The sequence below is a fragment of the Propionivibrio soli genome, from assembly GCF_025770765.1.
In the GTDB taxonomy this organism is placed as follows: domain Bacteria; phylum Pseudomonadota; class Gammaproteobacteria; order Burkholderiales; family Rhodocyclaceae; genus Propionivibrio; species Propionivibrio soli.
On record NZ_JANZKY010000016.1, the window covers coordinates 40,310 to 54,934 of the forward strand.

13 protein-coding genes are annotated in these 14,625 nt (G+C 59.2%); 7 read left to right on the plus strand and 6 right to left on the minus strand.

The genetic code is table 11. From position 1 onward, the window contains the following. The first annotated feature begins 49 nt into the window (after positions 1-49). Positions 50-1,411, plus strand: coding sequence for an ABC transporter substrate-binding protein (locus tag NZ453_RS18055; protein ID WP_263772218.1), 1,362 nt, complete (start codon positions 50-52; stop codon positions 1,409-1,411). Positions 1,412-1,666: 255 nt separating this feature from the next. Further along, positions 1,667-3,481 carry a carbon starvation CstA family protein gene (locus NZ453_RS18060; RefSeq protein ID WP_263772219.1) on the plus strand — a complete coding sequence of 605 codons (1,815 nt, stop codon included), beginning with the start codon at positions 1,667-1,669 and terminating at the stop codon, positions 3,479-3,481. Positions 3,482-3,652: 171 nt separating this feature from the next. Here the strand turns inward: NZ453_RS18060 and NZ453_RS18065 are convergent, their stop codons facing one another. Both NZ453_RS18065 and NZ453_RS18070 read right to left on the minus strand, forming a co-directional pair. Further along, complete coding sequence (locus NZ453_RS18065; RefSeq protein ID WP_263772220.1) at positions 3,653-3,931, minus strand: hypothetical protein; 279 nt, start codon at positions 3,929-3,931, stop codon at positions 3,653-3,655. Positions 3,932-4,313: 382 nt separating this feature from the next. Continuing rightward, positions 4,314-5,207, minus strand: a complete 894-nt coding sequence (locus NZ453_RS18070) for a LysR family transcriptional regulator (protein WP_263772222.1) — start codon at positions 5,205-5,207, stop codon at positions 4,314-4,316. A gap of 189 nt (positions 5,208-5,396) precedes the next feature. On the opposite strand from NZ453_RS18070, the gene NZ453_RS18075 reads away from it, so the two are divergent. The 5 genes from NZ453_RS18075 (at position 5,397) to NZ453_RS18095 (ending at position 10,823) form a co-directional block, all read left to right on the plus strand. Continuing rightward, on the plus strand, positions 5,397-6,557 hold the full coding sequence (locus NZ453_RS18075; RefSeq protein ID WP_263772223.1) for a 2-methylaconitate cis-trans isomerase PrpF family protein: 1,161 nt from the start codon (positions 5,397-5,399) through the stop codon (positions 6,555-6,557). An 84-nt stretch (positions 6,558-6,641) separates the two neighbouring features. Beyond that, a complete protein-coding gene (locus tag NZ453_RS18080; protein ID WP_263772224.1) occupies positions 6,642-7,622 on the plus strand; it encodes a tripartite tricarboxylate transporter substrate binding protein in 981 nt (326 codons plus the stop codon). Positions 7,623-7,713: 91 nt separating this feature from the next. Beyond that, positions 7,714-8,199, plus strand: a complete 486-nt coding sequence (locus NZ453_RS18085) for a tripartite tricarboxylate transporter TctB family protein (protein ID WP_263772225.1) — start codon at positions 7,714-7,716, stop codon at positions 8,197-8,199. Positions 8,200-8,216: 17 nt separating this feature from the next. Then, on the plus strand, positions 8,217-9,722 hold the full coding sequence (locus NZ453_RS18090) for a tripartite tricarboxylate transporter permease (RefSeq protein WP_263772226.1): 1,506 nt from the start codon (positions 8,217-8,219) through the stop codon (positions 9,720-9,722). Positions 9,723-10,034: 312 nt separating this feature from the next. Further along, positions 10,035-10,823, plus strand: a complete 789-nt coding sequence (locus NZ453_RS18095) for a substrate-binding domain-containing protein (protein WP_263772227.1) — start codon at positions 10,035-10,037, stop codon at positions 10,821-10,823. 42 nt (positions 10,824-10,865) lie between these two features. Here NZ453_RS18095 and NZ453_RS18100 read toward each other — a convergent pair whose 3' ends face one another. The 4 genes from NZ453_RS18100 to NZ453_RS18115 are packed head-to-tail and all read right to left on the minus strand — an operon-like array spanning position 10,866 to position 14,624. Further along, on the minus strand, positions 10,866-11,729 hold the full coding sequence (locus NZ453_RS18100) for a triphosphoribosyl-dephospho-CoA synthase (protein WP_263772228.1): 864 nt from the start codon (positions 11,727-11,729) through the stop codon (positions 10,866-10,868). Next, the gene (locus NZ453_RS18105; protein WP_263772229.1) at positions 11,701-12,297 is read right to left on the minus strand and encodes a citrate lyase holo-[acyl-carrier protein] synthase; all 597 of its coding nucleotides are present in this window, start codon (positions 12,295-12,297) and stop codon (positions 11,701-11,703) included. The genes NZ453_RS18100 and NZ453_RS18105 overlap by 29 nt, the downstream gene beginning before the upstream one ends. Next, on the minus strand, positions 12,179-13,717 hold the full coding sequence (gene citF / locus NZ453_RS18110; protein WP_263772230.1) for a citrate lyase subunit alpha: 1,539 nt from the start codon (positions 13,715-13,717) through the stop codon (positions 12,179-12,181). The genes NZ453_RS18105 and citF overlap by 119 nt, the downstream gene beginning before the upstream one ends. Beyond that, positions 13,704-14,624 (minus strand): HpcH/HpaI aldolase/citrate lyase family protein, encoded by a 921-nt coding sequence (locus NZ453_RS18115; RefSeq protein ID WP_263772231.1) that lies wholly within the window; start codon positions 14,622-14,624, stop codon positions 13,704-13,706. The genes citF and NZ453_RS18115 overlap by 14 nt, the downstream gene beginning before the upstream one ends. Position 14,625: the final 1 nt, after the last annotated feature.

The following is a 14,625-nucleotide window of genomic DNA, read 5'->3' on the forward strand; positions in this document are numbered from 1 at the left end:
CGCACCTGGCACTCGCCTTATGCGATCGTTATCCTGCGGCGCGGTCAGCGTGAGAGCCAAGACCGACCCCGGCAGCATGTACCAGGCACCTGTCGAACAACAATCACTCGGGGAAACGACGATGCAGTTTTCTTGCGGCCACCGCGGGTTAGGCAATCAATTCAGCCATCTATATCGGTCGACAGAGGCTACGAGTCCCTACGTCTTCGTACGCCGTTTCGCCGCGCTTCTCGTATTCGCATCTGCGCTCGCGTCCACGGCCTACGCTGCGGACACGATACGCGTCGGAGTTTCTTGCCCGATGAGCGGTGGATCGTCGGACATGGGTATCAGCCTGCGTAACGGCGTCCAGCTGGCGGCCGACGAGATCAATGGATGGGCAGGCGGCGCACTCGGCAAGAAGATCGAACTCGTCATACGCGACGACAAGGCGGACAACGCCATCGGCAAACAAGTGGCGGAGGATCTTGTGCGCGAACAGAAAGTCTCGGCGACGATCGGCATATGTAATGCTGGCGTCGGCCTCGCCAGCCTGGACGCTTACCAGAACGGCAAGGTGCCGCTGCTGATCGCCGTCTCGGCAGGAACTCCGTTGGCCGAACGCTTGGCGGCGACGCCCGATTTTTACGTCTTTCGCAACGCCCCGCGCGATGAAATCCAGGCCGAGTTTCTGGTGCGCGAAGCCCTTAAACGCGGGTTGCGAAGAATTGCCGTGTTTGCCGACACGTCGGCCTACGGCGAGTCGGGTCTGAGCTACGTCAAAAAAGCGCTTGCCGAACAGAAGCTGGCTCCGGTTTCCGTGCAACGTTTTCCGATCGGTGTTACGTCGCTGGCCGAGCAGGCGACTGAAGCAAAAGCGTCCGGAGCCGACGCGGTGCTGGCCTGGACCGTGGGGCCGGAAGCCGCCGTCATCGCGAAAAGCGTAGCGCGACAAAAATGGCCGGTGCAGATCTTCGGTAGCTGGCCGCTATCGTGGCGCAACTTCATCGACGGTTCGGGCCCGGCGGCGGAGGGGACGCTGGTCGCCGTGTCGTTCGTTCAGCAGGCCGGTTTTCAAACGCGTAACGCGTTCATCCTCGCCTATCAAAAGAAGTATGGCACCGGCGTTATCCCGGCCCCGATGGCCGCCGCGCAAGGTTACGATGCGATGATGATCGTCTATCAGGCGATTCTGCAGGCGCGTAGCGACGAACCGGTGAAGATCAAAGCCGCGCTCGAGAATCTTGACCGGCCGATTGCCGGCGCGGTCACGACGTACCAGACGCCATTCTCGAAAACCGACCATGACGCAATCAGCGAGAACATGCTGGTGCTCGGTATTGTCCGCCAAGGCCAGATCGACTACGCCAACCGGGAAGATGCAATGAAAACGTTCTCGGTGCAGCGAAAATCGGTTCGTCCCGCCATGTAGACGGCCGCCTACTCGCGCCAGATTCCCGATGCAACCCCACCGCTTACCCCGTTAAGCGGCCGCTTAATCCGGCCACCGACCGCTTGCAGGATTCCAAGCCCCTTCACGAAGGGGCGGCGTTAGATTGGCATAGCGGACTCCCAGGCGAGCAGCCGGAAATCCGTCGAGACCGGGGGCACGAAACAAGAAGAAGCGCGGCGAACCAGGGGGCTTCGCCAGAGAATCCGGATTCAAAACCAACCTAAGGGGAAGTTGATGCATTCATTAACCATGATCTTTGCGGCGGCGTGCGTATTCGCCATAGCCTACCGCTTCTACGGTCTATTTTTGGCCAACAAGGTTCTCGGCTTAAAGGCGGAACGGGATACGCCAGCCGTCACCATGGCCGATGGCCATGACTACTTGAAGACCAACAAGTTCGTTCTGTTCGGTCACCACTTCGCCGCCATCGCGGCCGCCGGACCGCTGCTCGGTCCGGTTCTCGCCGCGCAGTTCGGCTACATGCCGGGCGCTTTGTGGATCCTCGTGGGCTGCGTGCTGGCCGGCGGCGTCCATGACGCGGTCGTGCTGTTCGCCTCGGTACGTCACCGGGGCAAGAGCCTGTCGGTCATCGCGGAAACCGAGATCGGCAAACTTACCGGCAAGATCGCCTCTGTCTCGATCCTGTTCATCCTGATCCTGACGCTGGCCGGTCTTTCGATCGCTGTCGTCAACGCCATGTTCAACAGCCCGTGGGGCACCTTCACCGTCTTTGCGACGATCCCCATCGCGATGGTCATGGGCGTGTATATGCAGAAGGTCCGCCCGGGTGACATCAAGGGCGGCAGCATCATCGGGGTCGTCCTGCTGGCGCTGTCGATCATCGTCGGCCCGCACGTGGCCGCCAACCCGACGCTCGCCGCGATGCTGACCTTCACCAAGAAGGAACTCGCGATCATCATTCCCGCGTACGGCTTCTTCGCCTCGGCTTTGCCGGTGTGGTTCCTGCTCGTTCCCCGCGACTACCTGTCGACCTATCTGAAGATCGGTACGATCGGCGCACTGGCCATCGGCATCATGTTCGTCAACCCGGTCATGCACATGCCGGCTATGACGGACTACGTCTTCGGCGGCGGCCCAGTGATTCCAGGAGCGCTCTTCCCATACTTGTTCATCACCATCGCCTGCGGCGCGCTGTCCGGCTTCCACGCCATCATCGGTTCGGGAACGACACCGAAGATGATCGCCAACGAGCGCGATATCCTGTTCGTCGGCTACGGCGCGATGTTGACCGAAGGCTTCGTCGCCATCATGGCGCTGATCGCTGCTTGCGTGCTCGTTCCGGCTGACTACTTCGCGATCAACGCAGCGCCGGCGGCCTTCGCCAAACTGGGGCTGAGCACGGTCAACCTGCCGGAACTTGCCGCACAGGTCGGTGAGCAAGTGCAAGGTCGGCCAGGCGGCGCGGTCTCGCTGGCCGTGGGCATGGCCTACATCTTCTCTTCAGTGCCGTTCATGAAGGGGATGATGGCTTACTGGTACCACTTCGCGATCATGTTTGAAGCGGTGTTCATCCTAACCGCCGTCGATGCCGGCACCCGCGTCGGCCGTTACCTGCTCCAGGAAATGCTCGGTCGCGTCTACAAGCCGTTCGCTGACAACTCCTGGACGCCAGGCGTGATCATCTGCAGCGCATTGTTCACCTCTGCTTGGGGGTACCTGGTCTACACCGGTGACATCTCGACGATCTGGCCGTTATTCGGCATGGCGAACCAACTGCTTGCTTCGTGCGCGCTGATCGTCGGCACAACGATGCTCATCCGCCTCGGCAAGGCCCGCTACGCCTGGGTCACAGCTACTCCGGGGCTGTTGGTGTACCCGACCGTGATGTGGGCGGGATACCTGAACATCACGCTGAACTACATGCCGAAGCAGCTCTACTTGCTGTCGACGATGTCGGTCATCCTAATGGTCCTCATCACCGCGGTCTTCATCGGCGCCTTCAGCCGTTGGAGTTCTCTGCTGAAGATCGACCGACTGATCACCGACAAGGACGGCGACGAAGTTCTCGCCCTCGTCGAAACCAACTGATTTCGTACTCGGCAGCTCTTGGCGCAATCCGCCTCACGGCGGGTTGCGCCTTTTCTTTTCAGGAACGAGTGAAGGAGAATTGGCGAGTTCAGAAAACAATGCCGCCGGGCTTCGTTGGGAGAGCGCTGCCGTACGTGAAGGTTGGAAAGACGATCAACGGAAGCCGCGCATTTAGCGCCGGCCCGGATAGAGTTCCCGGCCCGCGTCCTTGATGTCGCGCCGCAACTGCTGACGCTCTTCGGGCGACAACCTCTCCCCTCGCTGCGCATCGCGCCCCTGATCGCGCTGATAGTACTGACGCCGATCGTCATCCTGTCTGGAAGCGCGCTGGTTCTCATACCCCGCAGGCCCGGGTCCGTTGCGACTCCAGCCGTTTCTCCATGGGCTGTCGGCTTGCACGGCCGGCGCCGACAAAGCCAAGGCGAGCAGGACCGCGAGCGTGCTCCTCATCCGTTTGCCCAGTCGAACCACAGCCAACCTCCTTACCCCTTCAATTCAATCGCCCGCCCCACAGCGCGCATCGACGCGTATTTTGCCCTGACTCGAGCCGCCAGGAAACGCTTCGCCGCTACTCTTGGACGCAAGTCTGCGCCAAACTTGTTACCGTGGTTTATTCAAATGGTGGGAAGTTGTAAGAATTGGTTTCCGGAAGGGATCTCCGGCCACCATTAACTCACGTTCAGCGCCATAGCGCTGAACGACCGAGCAAGACAATCGACGGCCTTGTTCCATGGAGCGGCAGGCCTGAACCCGCGATCTCATCCGCCCATCCACAGACGAGGCGGGCGAAGCGAGACAGACTGCTTCCGCTCAAAAACCCAGCCTCCCATCCTCAAACCTCGAACCGGTAATCCTTGAGGAGATTGAAGAAAGCGTCGGCCGCTGGAGACAACGTGCTCTTTTTTCGTTTGGTCAGCACGACCTTCCGTTTTACGACGGGTCCAACAAGGGGAATGCGCCTGATGCCCTGGCGATCGCCTTCTTCGAGCGTAGACGCGGGCAGTATGGCGCAACCGACGCCGGCGGCCACCAGACTGATGGCCGTGGCGTGGTGCCGGACCTCGTACGCTCCGCTCAACCTGATACCTCTTTTTGCCAACTGATAGTCCATGACGACTCTGGTCGCCATCATGTTGCTCACGACGATCAAGTCCGCACGACTCATGTCCGACCAGCTAACAGAGCTCTTGTTGCTGAACGGATGCGAGTCTCGGCAGAAGAACATGAGGCGATCGTCGAACAGCGGGATTTCGGCGAGCTCATCGTTGCGTTCGCCCATGATGCATATTCCAAGTTCAGCGAAATTGTTGAGCACCGCATTCCGGACCTCATAGGATGTCGCGTCAAGCAACCGGATTCGATTGCCCGGACAGATGTCGGCATACTGCCTGATGAACTCCGGCAGGATGTGCGCGCACATGCTGGGAACGCAGGCGAGCGTAAAGCTGCCATGCGATCGTTTGGACATGTCCTTGAGTCCCTCGATGGACCGCGTCACCTCTCCCACGATAACCCTTGCCTGAGGCAGAAAGTCGCGACCGACGGCCGTTAGTTCGACATACCGAGTGGTCCGGTCGAACAGTTTCAGCCCGAGGTAAGCCTCAAGCTTCTGCAGTCGCCGCGTCAATGCCGTCTGTGTGACGTGCAGTTGCTCGGCGGCTTTGCCAAAGCCCCCCAGCTCGGCAATCGCAACAAACGCCTGAATCCCGTCGAAATCTACCTTCACTGCGTCTCCTTACGTCCGAAATCTGGTTGGTTCCACCGTGATTGATTCATGCACAAACAGCAATAATCAAACAATTTATTGCATTTCTACCGCAAACCGAAAGTACTTACCATGGGTCGCAAAAAACCAGCCGTTCGCTGGCGATAAAAAGGCCCTGGCCGAAAAAACCAAACGCTTTCGGAGCAAGACATGCAGATGGAGTTCGTGAAGATTCCGGCCGTTTATATGCGGGGCGGGACAAGCAAGGGGGTTTACCTGATGGAGAAGGATCTACCCTCAGATCCTGCCGCGCGCGATCGCGTTATCCTCGATATCTACGGTAGTCCCGATGTTCGCCAAATCAATGGAATGGGCGGAGCTGACCCTCTTACCAGCAAAGTTGCCTTGTTGTCTCCCTCTCGTCGCCCCGGGGTGGATATCGACTATACGTTCGGTTATGTCGGCATCAAGGAAGCCGTCGTCGACTACGAGGGGAACTGCGGCAATATCTCTTCGGGAGTCGGTGTCTATGCCATCCGCCAAGGGTTGGTGAAGGCCGTCGAACCGGTCACGAAGGTGGTCATCTTTAATACCAACACCAGCAAGATCATCGAAGCGCTCATACCAGTCCGGGACGGCGAAGTCACCTTCGAGGGCGACTATACGATCGCGGGCGTTCCTGGAAAGGGCGCAAGGATCGTAATGAATTTCCCGAACTCGGCTGGTTCGAAAACCGGCCGGCTGCTTCCAACCGGAAACGTGCAGGACACCATGGCGCTGAACGACGGACGCTCAATCCGGGTCAGTCTGGTGGATGCGGCAAACCCATCCGTGTTCGTCAGAGCCAGCGACATCGGCCTGACCGGCAAGGAGTTGCCGGAAGACTGCGAACGCAACCCGAGCATTCTCTCCATCATGGAGGAAATCCGTGTAGCCGCCGGCGTCATGATGGGGCTGGCAAAGAACAAGGACAAGGTCGGTCCGGCTGTTCCGAAAGTTGCCTTCGTCGCCCCCGCGCAAGACTATGTTTCGAGCGAAGGTTCGCTGATCGGATCCGATGAAGTCGATCTCCTCGCCCGGACAAAGGCCATGGCTCAGATGCACAAGACGTATGCCGTGACCGGGGGAATCTGTATTGCCACCGCGGCTCGGATCGAAGGCACCGTTGTCAATGAAATCGCATCGGCGCGTGCCAAGGCCACAGGGGAAGTACGCGTTGGGCATCCATCCGGAGTACTCGAGGTTTTTGTCGGGATTGAACGATCTGAAAACGGGGGCTGGAACCTCTTGCAGGCTGGTGTCTGCCGCACCGCTCGCCCGATCATGGATGGAGAGGTCTATGTTTCGCGCAAGGCTTACCTGTCGCCGTAATCTGTTCCGAGGGAAGAGAGTCGGCGCATCTATAAGAATGGCGATTTCCAACAAATATTCGATTTTTACTCGGAGGAGTCAACAATGAAAGTACGAGGCATCGCGATGGTGGCTGTAACGGCCATCCTGGCTGCACTGAGCAGCGGGGCGGCCGCTCAGAACTACCCGAAACGCCCGGTCGAAATGGTCATTCCGTTTGGCGTGGGCGGCGCGAGCGACATCTTTGCCCGCCAGTACTCGCAGATCGCCGAGAAATACCTCGGCAAACCGCTGGTCGCCGTCAACAAGGGCGGCGCCGGTACCATCGAAGGCTTGCTGCACGCGTTCGGCGCACCGGCCGACGGATACACCATTCTCGAAATCACGCCGTCGCTTCTGATCGTCGAGGCCCAAAACAAGAGTTCGGTCAAGTTCCGCAAGGAATTCGAGCCGATCATGAAAGTGCAGTCCGATGTGGTGCTCTTCGGTGTGTCCGCGAAGAGCAGCTACAAGACGCTCGACGACCTTCTGGCCTTCGCCAAGGCCAACCCCAAGAAGCTGAAGATCGGCGGTCTGTCGCCCGGCGGGTTGGACGATTACATCGCCAACGGTTTTGCCCGGGCAGCTGGCATCCAATGGACCTATGTTCCCTACAAGTCCGGTTCCGAACTCAAAGCCGCCGTTCTCGGTGGCGAGTTGGATGTCTATCAGGACAAGCTGATTTCTTTCATGAGCCTGATGTCCGGCGGCGACGTGCGGCCGGTGGTGGTACTCAACGACAAGCGCCTTGACGTTCCGGCACTGAAGGATGTTCCAAGCTCAGTCGAGAAAAAGATCAACTTCACTCAAGGGTCGTGGCGCGGGTTCGTGGTCAAGAAGGGAACGCCGGAACCGGTCAAGAAGATCATCATCGAGGCATTCCAGAAGGCTTACGACGATCCGGCCTACAAGGAAATGGAAAAGAAGGAAATGACCAACCTCGTTCCCGGCTACATGAAGGCAGACGATTTCCGCAAGTCGTGGGATGCAGAATTTGAAGGGTACTCAACAGTCTTCAAGGAACTTGGGCTGGTCAAACAGAAATAGCACCAGGCTTCTGGCAACTAAGAACGACCAGGGGCCCCAGGTTTCGCCCCCAGTCGTGCAAATCAGATAGTTCAAGAGGGGGCGTCATTTCATGGCAGCAGAAATCGTATTCAACATACTTATCGGGCTGGGCGTCCTGTTCTATCTGGCGCAAGCGATACAACTCCCGGCCACGGACAACCCGGCTGACGTGCTCGGTGCCGGGGGGTTCCCGATCATCATAGGCGTCATCGCTCTGATCGGCCTGGCGATGATCACCATTCACACCATCAAGGAAAAACGCAAGGTCGACATTCCGATGCTGAACCTGCGCTCCGTCGACGGGCGCATGGTGTTCATCAACGTGTTGGTATTGGCCGCCTATGTCGGACTGCTCGACGTCATCGGGTTCGTACTGGCCACCTTGATCTACCTTGTGGTTGCACCTCTTTCCATGGGATACCGCAAGCCCGCGGCACTCGCCGTCTTTTCAGGCGTCACCACCGCCGTCATGGTCGTCGTATTCGGGATCCTGTTCTATGTTCCCCTGCCGCGCGGCGCGGAGCTCTTCCGTGATTTGAGCTACCTGATCTACTGACCGAAGGAAACCAGTCAATGGATATCATCATTCAATCCCTGGTCGCCGTGTACAACCCGATGACCTTTCTGCTGGTTTGCGTCGGTATGCTTTTCGGCATGATATGCGGCGCACTTCCCGGCCTCAGCACGTCGATGGCGATCATTCTGCTTCTACCTTTCACCTATTCGATGGACCCGATCATGGCCATCATCCTCATGGTGTCGTGCTACGTTGGCGGCTCCTGCGGCGGATCGATTTCGTCGATCCTGCTCAAGACCCCGGGCACTCCGGAGGCGGTTGCGACTACGTTCGATGGTTACCCGATGGCGCAGAAGGGCAAGGCCGGAGAGGCGTTGGGGCTGGCGGTCACCGCGTCGTCTTTCGGTACCATCTTCTCGGCCTTCGTCATGCTTTTGGCGTCCCCCATGCTGGCACAGGCCGCGCTGTCTTTTCAGAGCGCTGAGTACTTCGGCTTGGGCTTGATCGGTCTAAGCTGCATCACCAGCCTCGGCGCCAAGAACCAGACCAAGGCGGTCGTCTCCGTGATGATTGGCCTGATGATTGGCACCATCGGGATAGACAGCATCAACGGCGTCGAACGCTTTGCTTTCGAACAACCGTCGTTACTTAACGGAATCAACTATATATCGGTCATGATCGGAGCATTTGCGGTTGCGGAAGTCTACAAGAACATCGAGGAGTACCGTCACGTCGATACGTCGCTACGCTCCGAGCATAAGGTCAAGATCAAGCTCCTGAAATTCTCCGAGATGGCCAAGATGTGGTCCAGCTTCATCCGAGGCTCGGTCATCGGCACGATTATCGGCATCATTCCCGCGGCGGGCGGCTCGATCGCCAGCCTGATAGCCTACGGCTCGGAAGCCCAGAATGAGAATGCCAATCCGAAGTTCGGTGAAGGCAATCCGCGCGGAATCATCGCCCCGGAGTGTTCACACAATGCGGCCGTCGGCGGCTCGATGGTTCCCACGCTGACGCTCGGCATCCCGGGCAGCCCGGTTGCCGCGGTCATCATGGCCGCCTTCTTGATCATCGGACTGACACCTGGACCGATGTTGCTTCGGGAACAGCCGATCATGCTCAACGCCATCTTCCTGGCCTTGATCACGGCCGCGCTGTTGCTGTTCGTGGGCGGGCGATTCGTCACCAGCCAGTTCGGACACATCCTGAAGCTGCCCTATCCGCTGCTCGGTTCGCTGATCATCACGCTCGGCCTTGTCGGCGCCTACTCGCTCAAGAACAGCTTCTACGACGTCCTGATCATGTTCGTGTTTGGCCTCGTTGGCTATTTCTTTGACAAGTTCAAGTACTCCAACGCCGCGGTGATTCTTGGCCTGATCCTTGGCGAAATCATCGAAAATTCGTTGCGCAAGCAGATCATCATCGGCGATGGCAGCGGCATGGGTTTCGTAACCCGCCCGGTGTCCGTCCTGGTTCTCACGGTGGCCGTCCTGACTTTCCTGTGGCCGATGATGAGCAAGAAAATCAAGAAAAACAAGTTGGCCAGACAAGTCAGCCAGTAGCTTCGAGAGTCGTCGAGGCGTAAGCGAACCACCATCCGCCACCATGAGTATCAAGCCAGCGACAGGATACTTCCTGAAGAGGTTTGGTGCCCTTGGTGGCTTTTGGCGCGCTCTCATCCACGCAGCACCACTGGCATTCGCTACACAGCGGCGACATCGGACGCCAACTTAATCTCGGATTGCGCAAGCAGAAACAAGAGGGAAGAACCCGCCGTCGTCCAAGTTCTTCTGCACGACTATCCCGCCGATGTGCGCCACCGCCGTCTGGCGCAAACACTGCCGAAGATTATTCATAACGTAGGAGGAAGAACGATGTCATCGATCCGTGGGCTATTGGTTGCCTGCCTGTGTGCGTTGCCGTTCGTGGCTACCAAAGGCGTGGCCGCCGAAGTGGTCGTCATGAGTTCGGGTGGCTTTTACTCGGCCATGGAAGAACTCGGGCCGGCCTTCGAGAAGGCGACGGGACACAAGATCGTGCTCATCTCCGGTTCGTCTATGGGCTCGTCGCCGACGGCAATCCCGGCTCGTATCCAGCGCGGCGAAGCAGCCGATCTGCTGATGATGGCCGGCACCGAACTTGACAAGCTGATCGAGCAAGGTTTCGCCATTCCAGGCAGCCGCGTCGATCTCGTGCATTCGAAGATCGGCATGGTGGTGAGAGCCGGGCAGCCGAAGCCCGACATCGGTACCAAGGAAGCTTTTGAGAAGGTGCTCCTCGATGCCAAATCGATCGGCTATTCCGCAAGTGCGAGCGGCGTCTACCTCTCGCAAGAGGTCTTCCCCAAGATCGGCGCGGAAGGCCGGATCATGAGCAAGGCCAAGGAGATCGTGAAAGATCGTGTCGCCACCTGGGTGGCACGCGGAGACCTCGAACTCGGATTCCAACAGGTGAGCGAACTGCTGCCGATCCCGGGAGTCGATTTCGTCGGCGCAATACCTGAGCCGTATCAGAAGGTGACGGTCTTTTCGGTCGGTGCGGCCAAGACGTCGAAGGAACCAACCGCGGCGCAGGAACTGGTCAGGTTCCTGATATCGCCGGTCGCCTATCCGATCATCGAAAAGCAGGGCCTCGAACCTGCGGCTCTCGCCACCAAGAAATAAAGCACAGCGAAAGCAGAGCGCCCGGTTCGCCGGGCGCTCTGCTCACCCCGCAGCCAGAACGGCCTGAACCGGGGTTTCCGCATCGACCGGTGCAATCTCCGCCCCGGCGGTTAGCCAGCCAAACGCGATACCCAGCATGTCGGCGACGCCGCCAATCGTCAGGTTCCGGCTTTTGTACTCGCGGTTGAGTTCTTCGAGATACGGAATGAATTCGCCACCGTCGGCGATGATCCGTTCGAGTTCGCCCCCATCCCGCCGTACGCGCATCAAACCCTCTGGTCCGCCGCGGTGCAGCGTGGTCGTATCGTCGACCGTTTGCATTAGCTGCGCCATCATGGCAAACGATGCCGTAGTCATGCATCCGCTCTGTGCGAGAGTCTGACGGAACACCGGCAGCGCAGTATCGAACAGCGACGGATAGCCCCCTGTCGCCTCGCGGATAATGCCACCCGCCTTGAACTGACGACGGGCCCTGGCACCGTTGGAGTCGGTGTCGACGGCCGAGTGGAAAAACACTTCCGAGATCGACGATAGAGAGACACGCACCGACGCCTCATCGCTTCCATCGGCATGATAAAACGCGATCAGCAGCATACCGCTGAGGAAGATGTACCCTTTGTGCGTATTCGTTCCAAGCTCTCTGTAAAGCCGCTGCTCGGCGCGGATGGCAATGGCCTGCTGACGCAAGAACGGCTCGCCGGCGATGAGTGAGGCAACCAGTTCTCCTAGGTAATCCTCGACGATGCCGATTGATCGCTCCATGATCGGAACCGAGAGATCCGGGTGCGAACCGTTGTCCATGAGGTCCACGAGACCGGGCTTCGGCGTTAGGTAGAGTTCCATGCTCGCCCCTCTTCCCAGGGCGATAGCCAAGCGCTCAAGCTCGGAATGGCGCGAGGAGTTCATGGACTTTTCCGATCGTTTGTTCAAAAGCATGGCGCTTGCTGCGGATGCAGTCGACAGCGCGCTCGTTGCATAGGAGGCAGGTACGACTAGGAAGGCCCAGCGCCGCACGGTCAACCTGCACTCCACCAACGGCGTAAACGTCGAGATCGACGAGACGCGCCGATGGCCGTAGGGCCTCAAGCTCCACGCAGCGACGCTTGATCGACTCTGGCTCTCCGTCGATGCCGAGAATGGAATACGGTCCAAGCAAATCGCATGCGGCGATAAGTACGACACGTCGCGGGAAAACGGATGCAATCTCACCGAGCATCCACGAAAAAAGCGCCTCCGCACCGGGAGGCGTCTTTTCTTGTCCTGGAATGTTGAGCGACATGAACAGCGTCGCTCGATGCCCCGCGCTCAAGGCTTGAGCGAGGGCATCCTGGCGGCTGTCCCGCGCGTCCAGGTAATTACGGCTTGACCTGGCGGACGACGTCAATGATGGAGCCGTCACGGTACTCGATGAGAGCAACGATCTTGTCCTCGAACTCAACCGGCTTCGGAATACCGGTAACCGAGTAGATCTCATCGCGGAGCTGGCGGATATCCTTCACCGGCGCCCCGCGCTTGATCAGTTCGGCCTTGAGGTCGGGCAGATTGTCGTTTACGGCGATGCCGCGTTCCGTGACGATGACGCCGACGGTTTCGCCCGGCGTAGTAATCGTCGTCACTTCGTCGCGGACGATCGGCAGACGACCGCGGATCGACGGAGCCACAACGATCGAGACCTTGGCACCGGCCGCGACGTCGCAGTGGCCGCCTGTGTTGTGCAACAGGTAGCCCATCGATTCGGTATTGACGTTGACGTTGAAGTTGACGTCGATTTCAGTCGCGCTAAGGATCGCGCAGTCGAGGCGATCGACCACGGAACCGCAGTTGAACGGGTTGGCGTACGTGCCGGCCGTCATCTCGACGTGCTTCTGGTTGCGCCCGATCGACTCGACGGCCTTGAGGTCGAAGCATTGAACGTCGAACAAGGCCTCGAACAGGCCCTCCTCAAGCATGTCGACGAAGTAGCCGGTGATGCCGCCGCAACCGAAGCTGCCCTTGATGTTGCCCTTGCGCATCATGTTGCGTACGTGTTCGGCCACCGCCAGCGAAATGCCGCCGGTTCCGGTCTGGAACGAGAAGCCGGTCTTCATGTAGCCCGATGACTCGATCACCATCGCCGCGTACTTGGCAATCTGCAGGCCGATCGGATCGGTCGTAACCTTGGTCGTCGACGACACGATTTTCTTCGGATCGCCGAGGCGCGGCACCTGACAAACGAAATCGACCACGGTTTGCGGAATGCCGACCGGCACCGCGGGGAACGGTACTAGGTTGTCGGTGACGGCGACCACCTTGTGCGCATGCTGCGCATCGACCAGCGCGTAACCCAAGCTGCCGCAGGCCGACGGGCCGTAGAAGCCGTTGAAGTTGCCGTACTCGTCGCAATACGGAGCGGCGAGGAAGGCGACGTCGACGGGCACTTCGCCGGTGATCAGGGAACGCGCGCGGCCGCCGTGCGATCGCACGATGATCGGGCAATCGAGTTCCCCCTTCGACACGAGTTCGCCGATCGGGCCGTTGACGCCGCATTCGAAGGCCGTGATGACGCCCTTGCGAATGTAGGGAATCAACTCCGCGTGCACGATATGCACCGAACTCGACGCGATCTTGATGTCGCGAATGCCGAGCGCATCGATCTCCTTGACCAGTTCATTCAGCAAGTAATCGCCGTTGCGCAGGCTGTGGTGCGTCGAAATCGTCATTCCGTCCTTGAGCCCCGACGCGATGATCGCATCGCGCAGGCCGCCGACGAGTTTGCTGCCGTTATGTGTGAGCCGCCGAATCGCCCGTGTCGAACGTTCCGCATGCGGCTGCAGGGACCAGGGATCGCTGTACGGGATGAGTTTCTTGCCAGCAAATGTCTCCGGGATCTCCCGTCCCACGCTATTCCGTGCCATTGATGTCCTCCTCGTTGATGACGATATCGACCATGCCGTGGGCACGGGCGGTGTTCAGCACGCGCGCGGCGCGCACAACCACCGGTCGGTCGATCATCTTGCCCTTCAGTGAAATGACGCCTGTTCCCATCTCGCGCGCACGCTTGATGGCGTCCATCACCTCCAGTGCGTAATCAACTTCCTCCTGCTTCGGCGCGAAAACCTCGTGGATGATGTCGATCTGGCGCGGGTTGATCATGCATTTGCCGGTAAAGCCGAGCTTCTTGATGAGTTCGGTTTCCTTGCGCAGCGCCTCCATGTCGTTCACATCGGCGAAGATCGAGTCGATCGCCTGAATACCGGCTGCCTTGGCGCCCCACAGCACGTTCATCCGGGCGTTGAACAATTCCTCGCCGGTCTTGGTGCGGTTGATTTCCATCGTCGCCGTGTAGTCCTCGGCGCCGAAGGCAAGGCCAATCAGGCGGTCGGACGCGCGCGCGGTTTTTGGCGCGTTGAGCACGCCTTCGGCAGTTTCGATCGAGGGCAGAATCTTGAAGTGACCGACGCGCAAACCGAGTTCTTCTTCGTATTCGGTCAACAACGTATCGAGGTGCTCGACAACCTCCGGTGTATCCGCCTTCGGCAGGCGAATACCATCCGGTTTCGCCGGCAACACGGTCTTCAGATCATCGAGAGCCCACTTGGTGTCGAGCCCGTTGATACGCACCAGGATCTCCTTGTTGCGCACCTTGTAGTTGTCGAGGAAGCGGCGCACCAGAATCCGCGCGGCGTCTTTCTCGGACAATGGCACGGCGTCTTCCAGGTCGATCTGAACGGCATCGCACTGGAACAGCGGAATGTTCTGGAGCATCGAGGGCATGTTGCCCGGCACGTAGAGCAGCGAGCGGCGCAGTTTGAAATCGGCCATG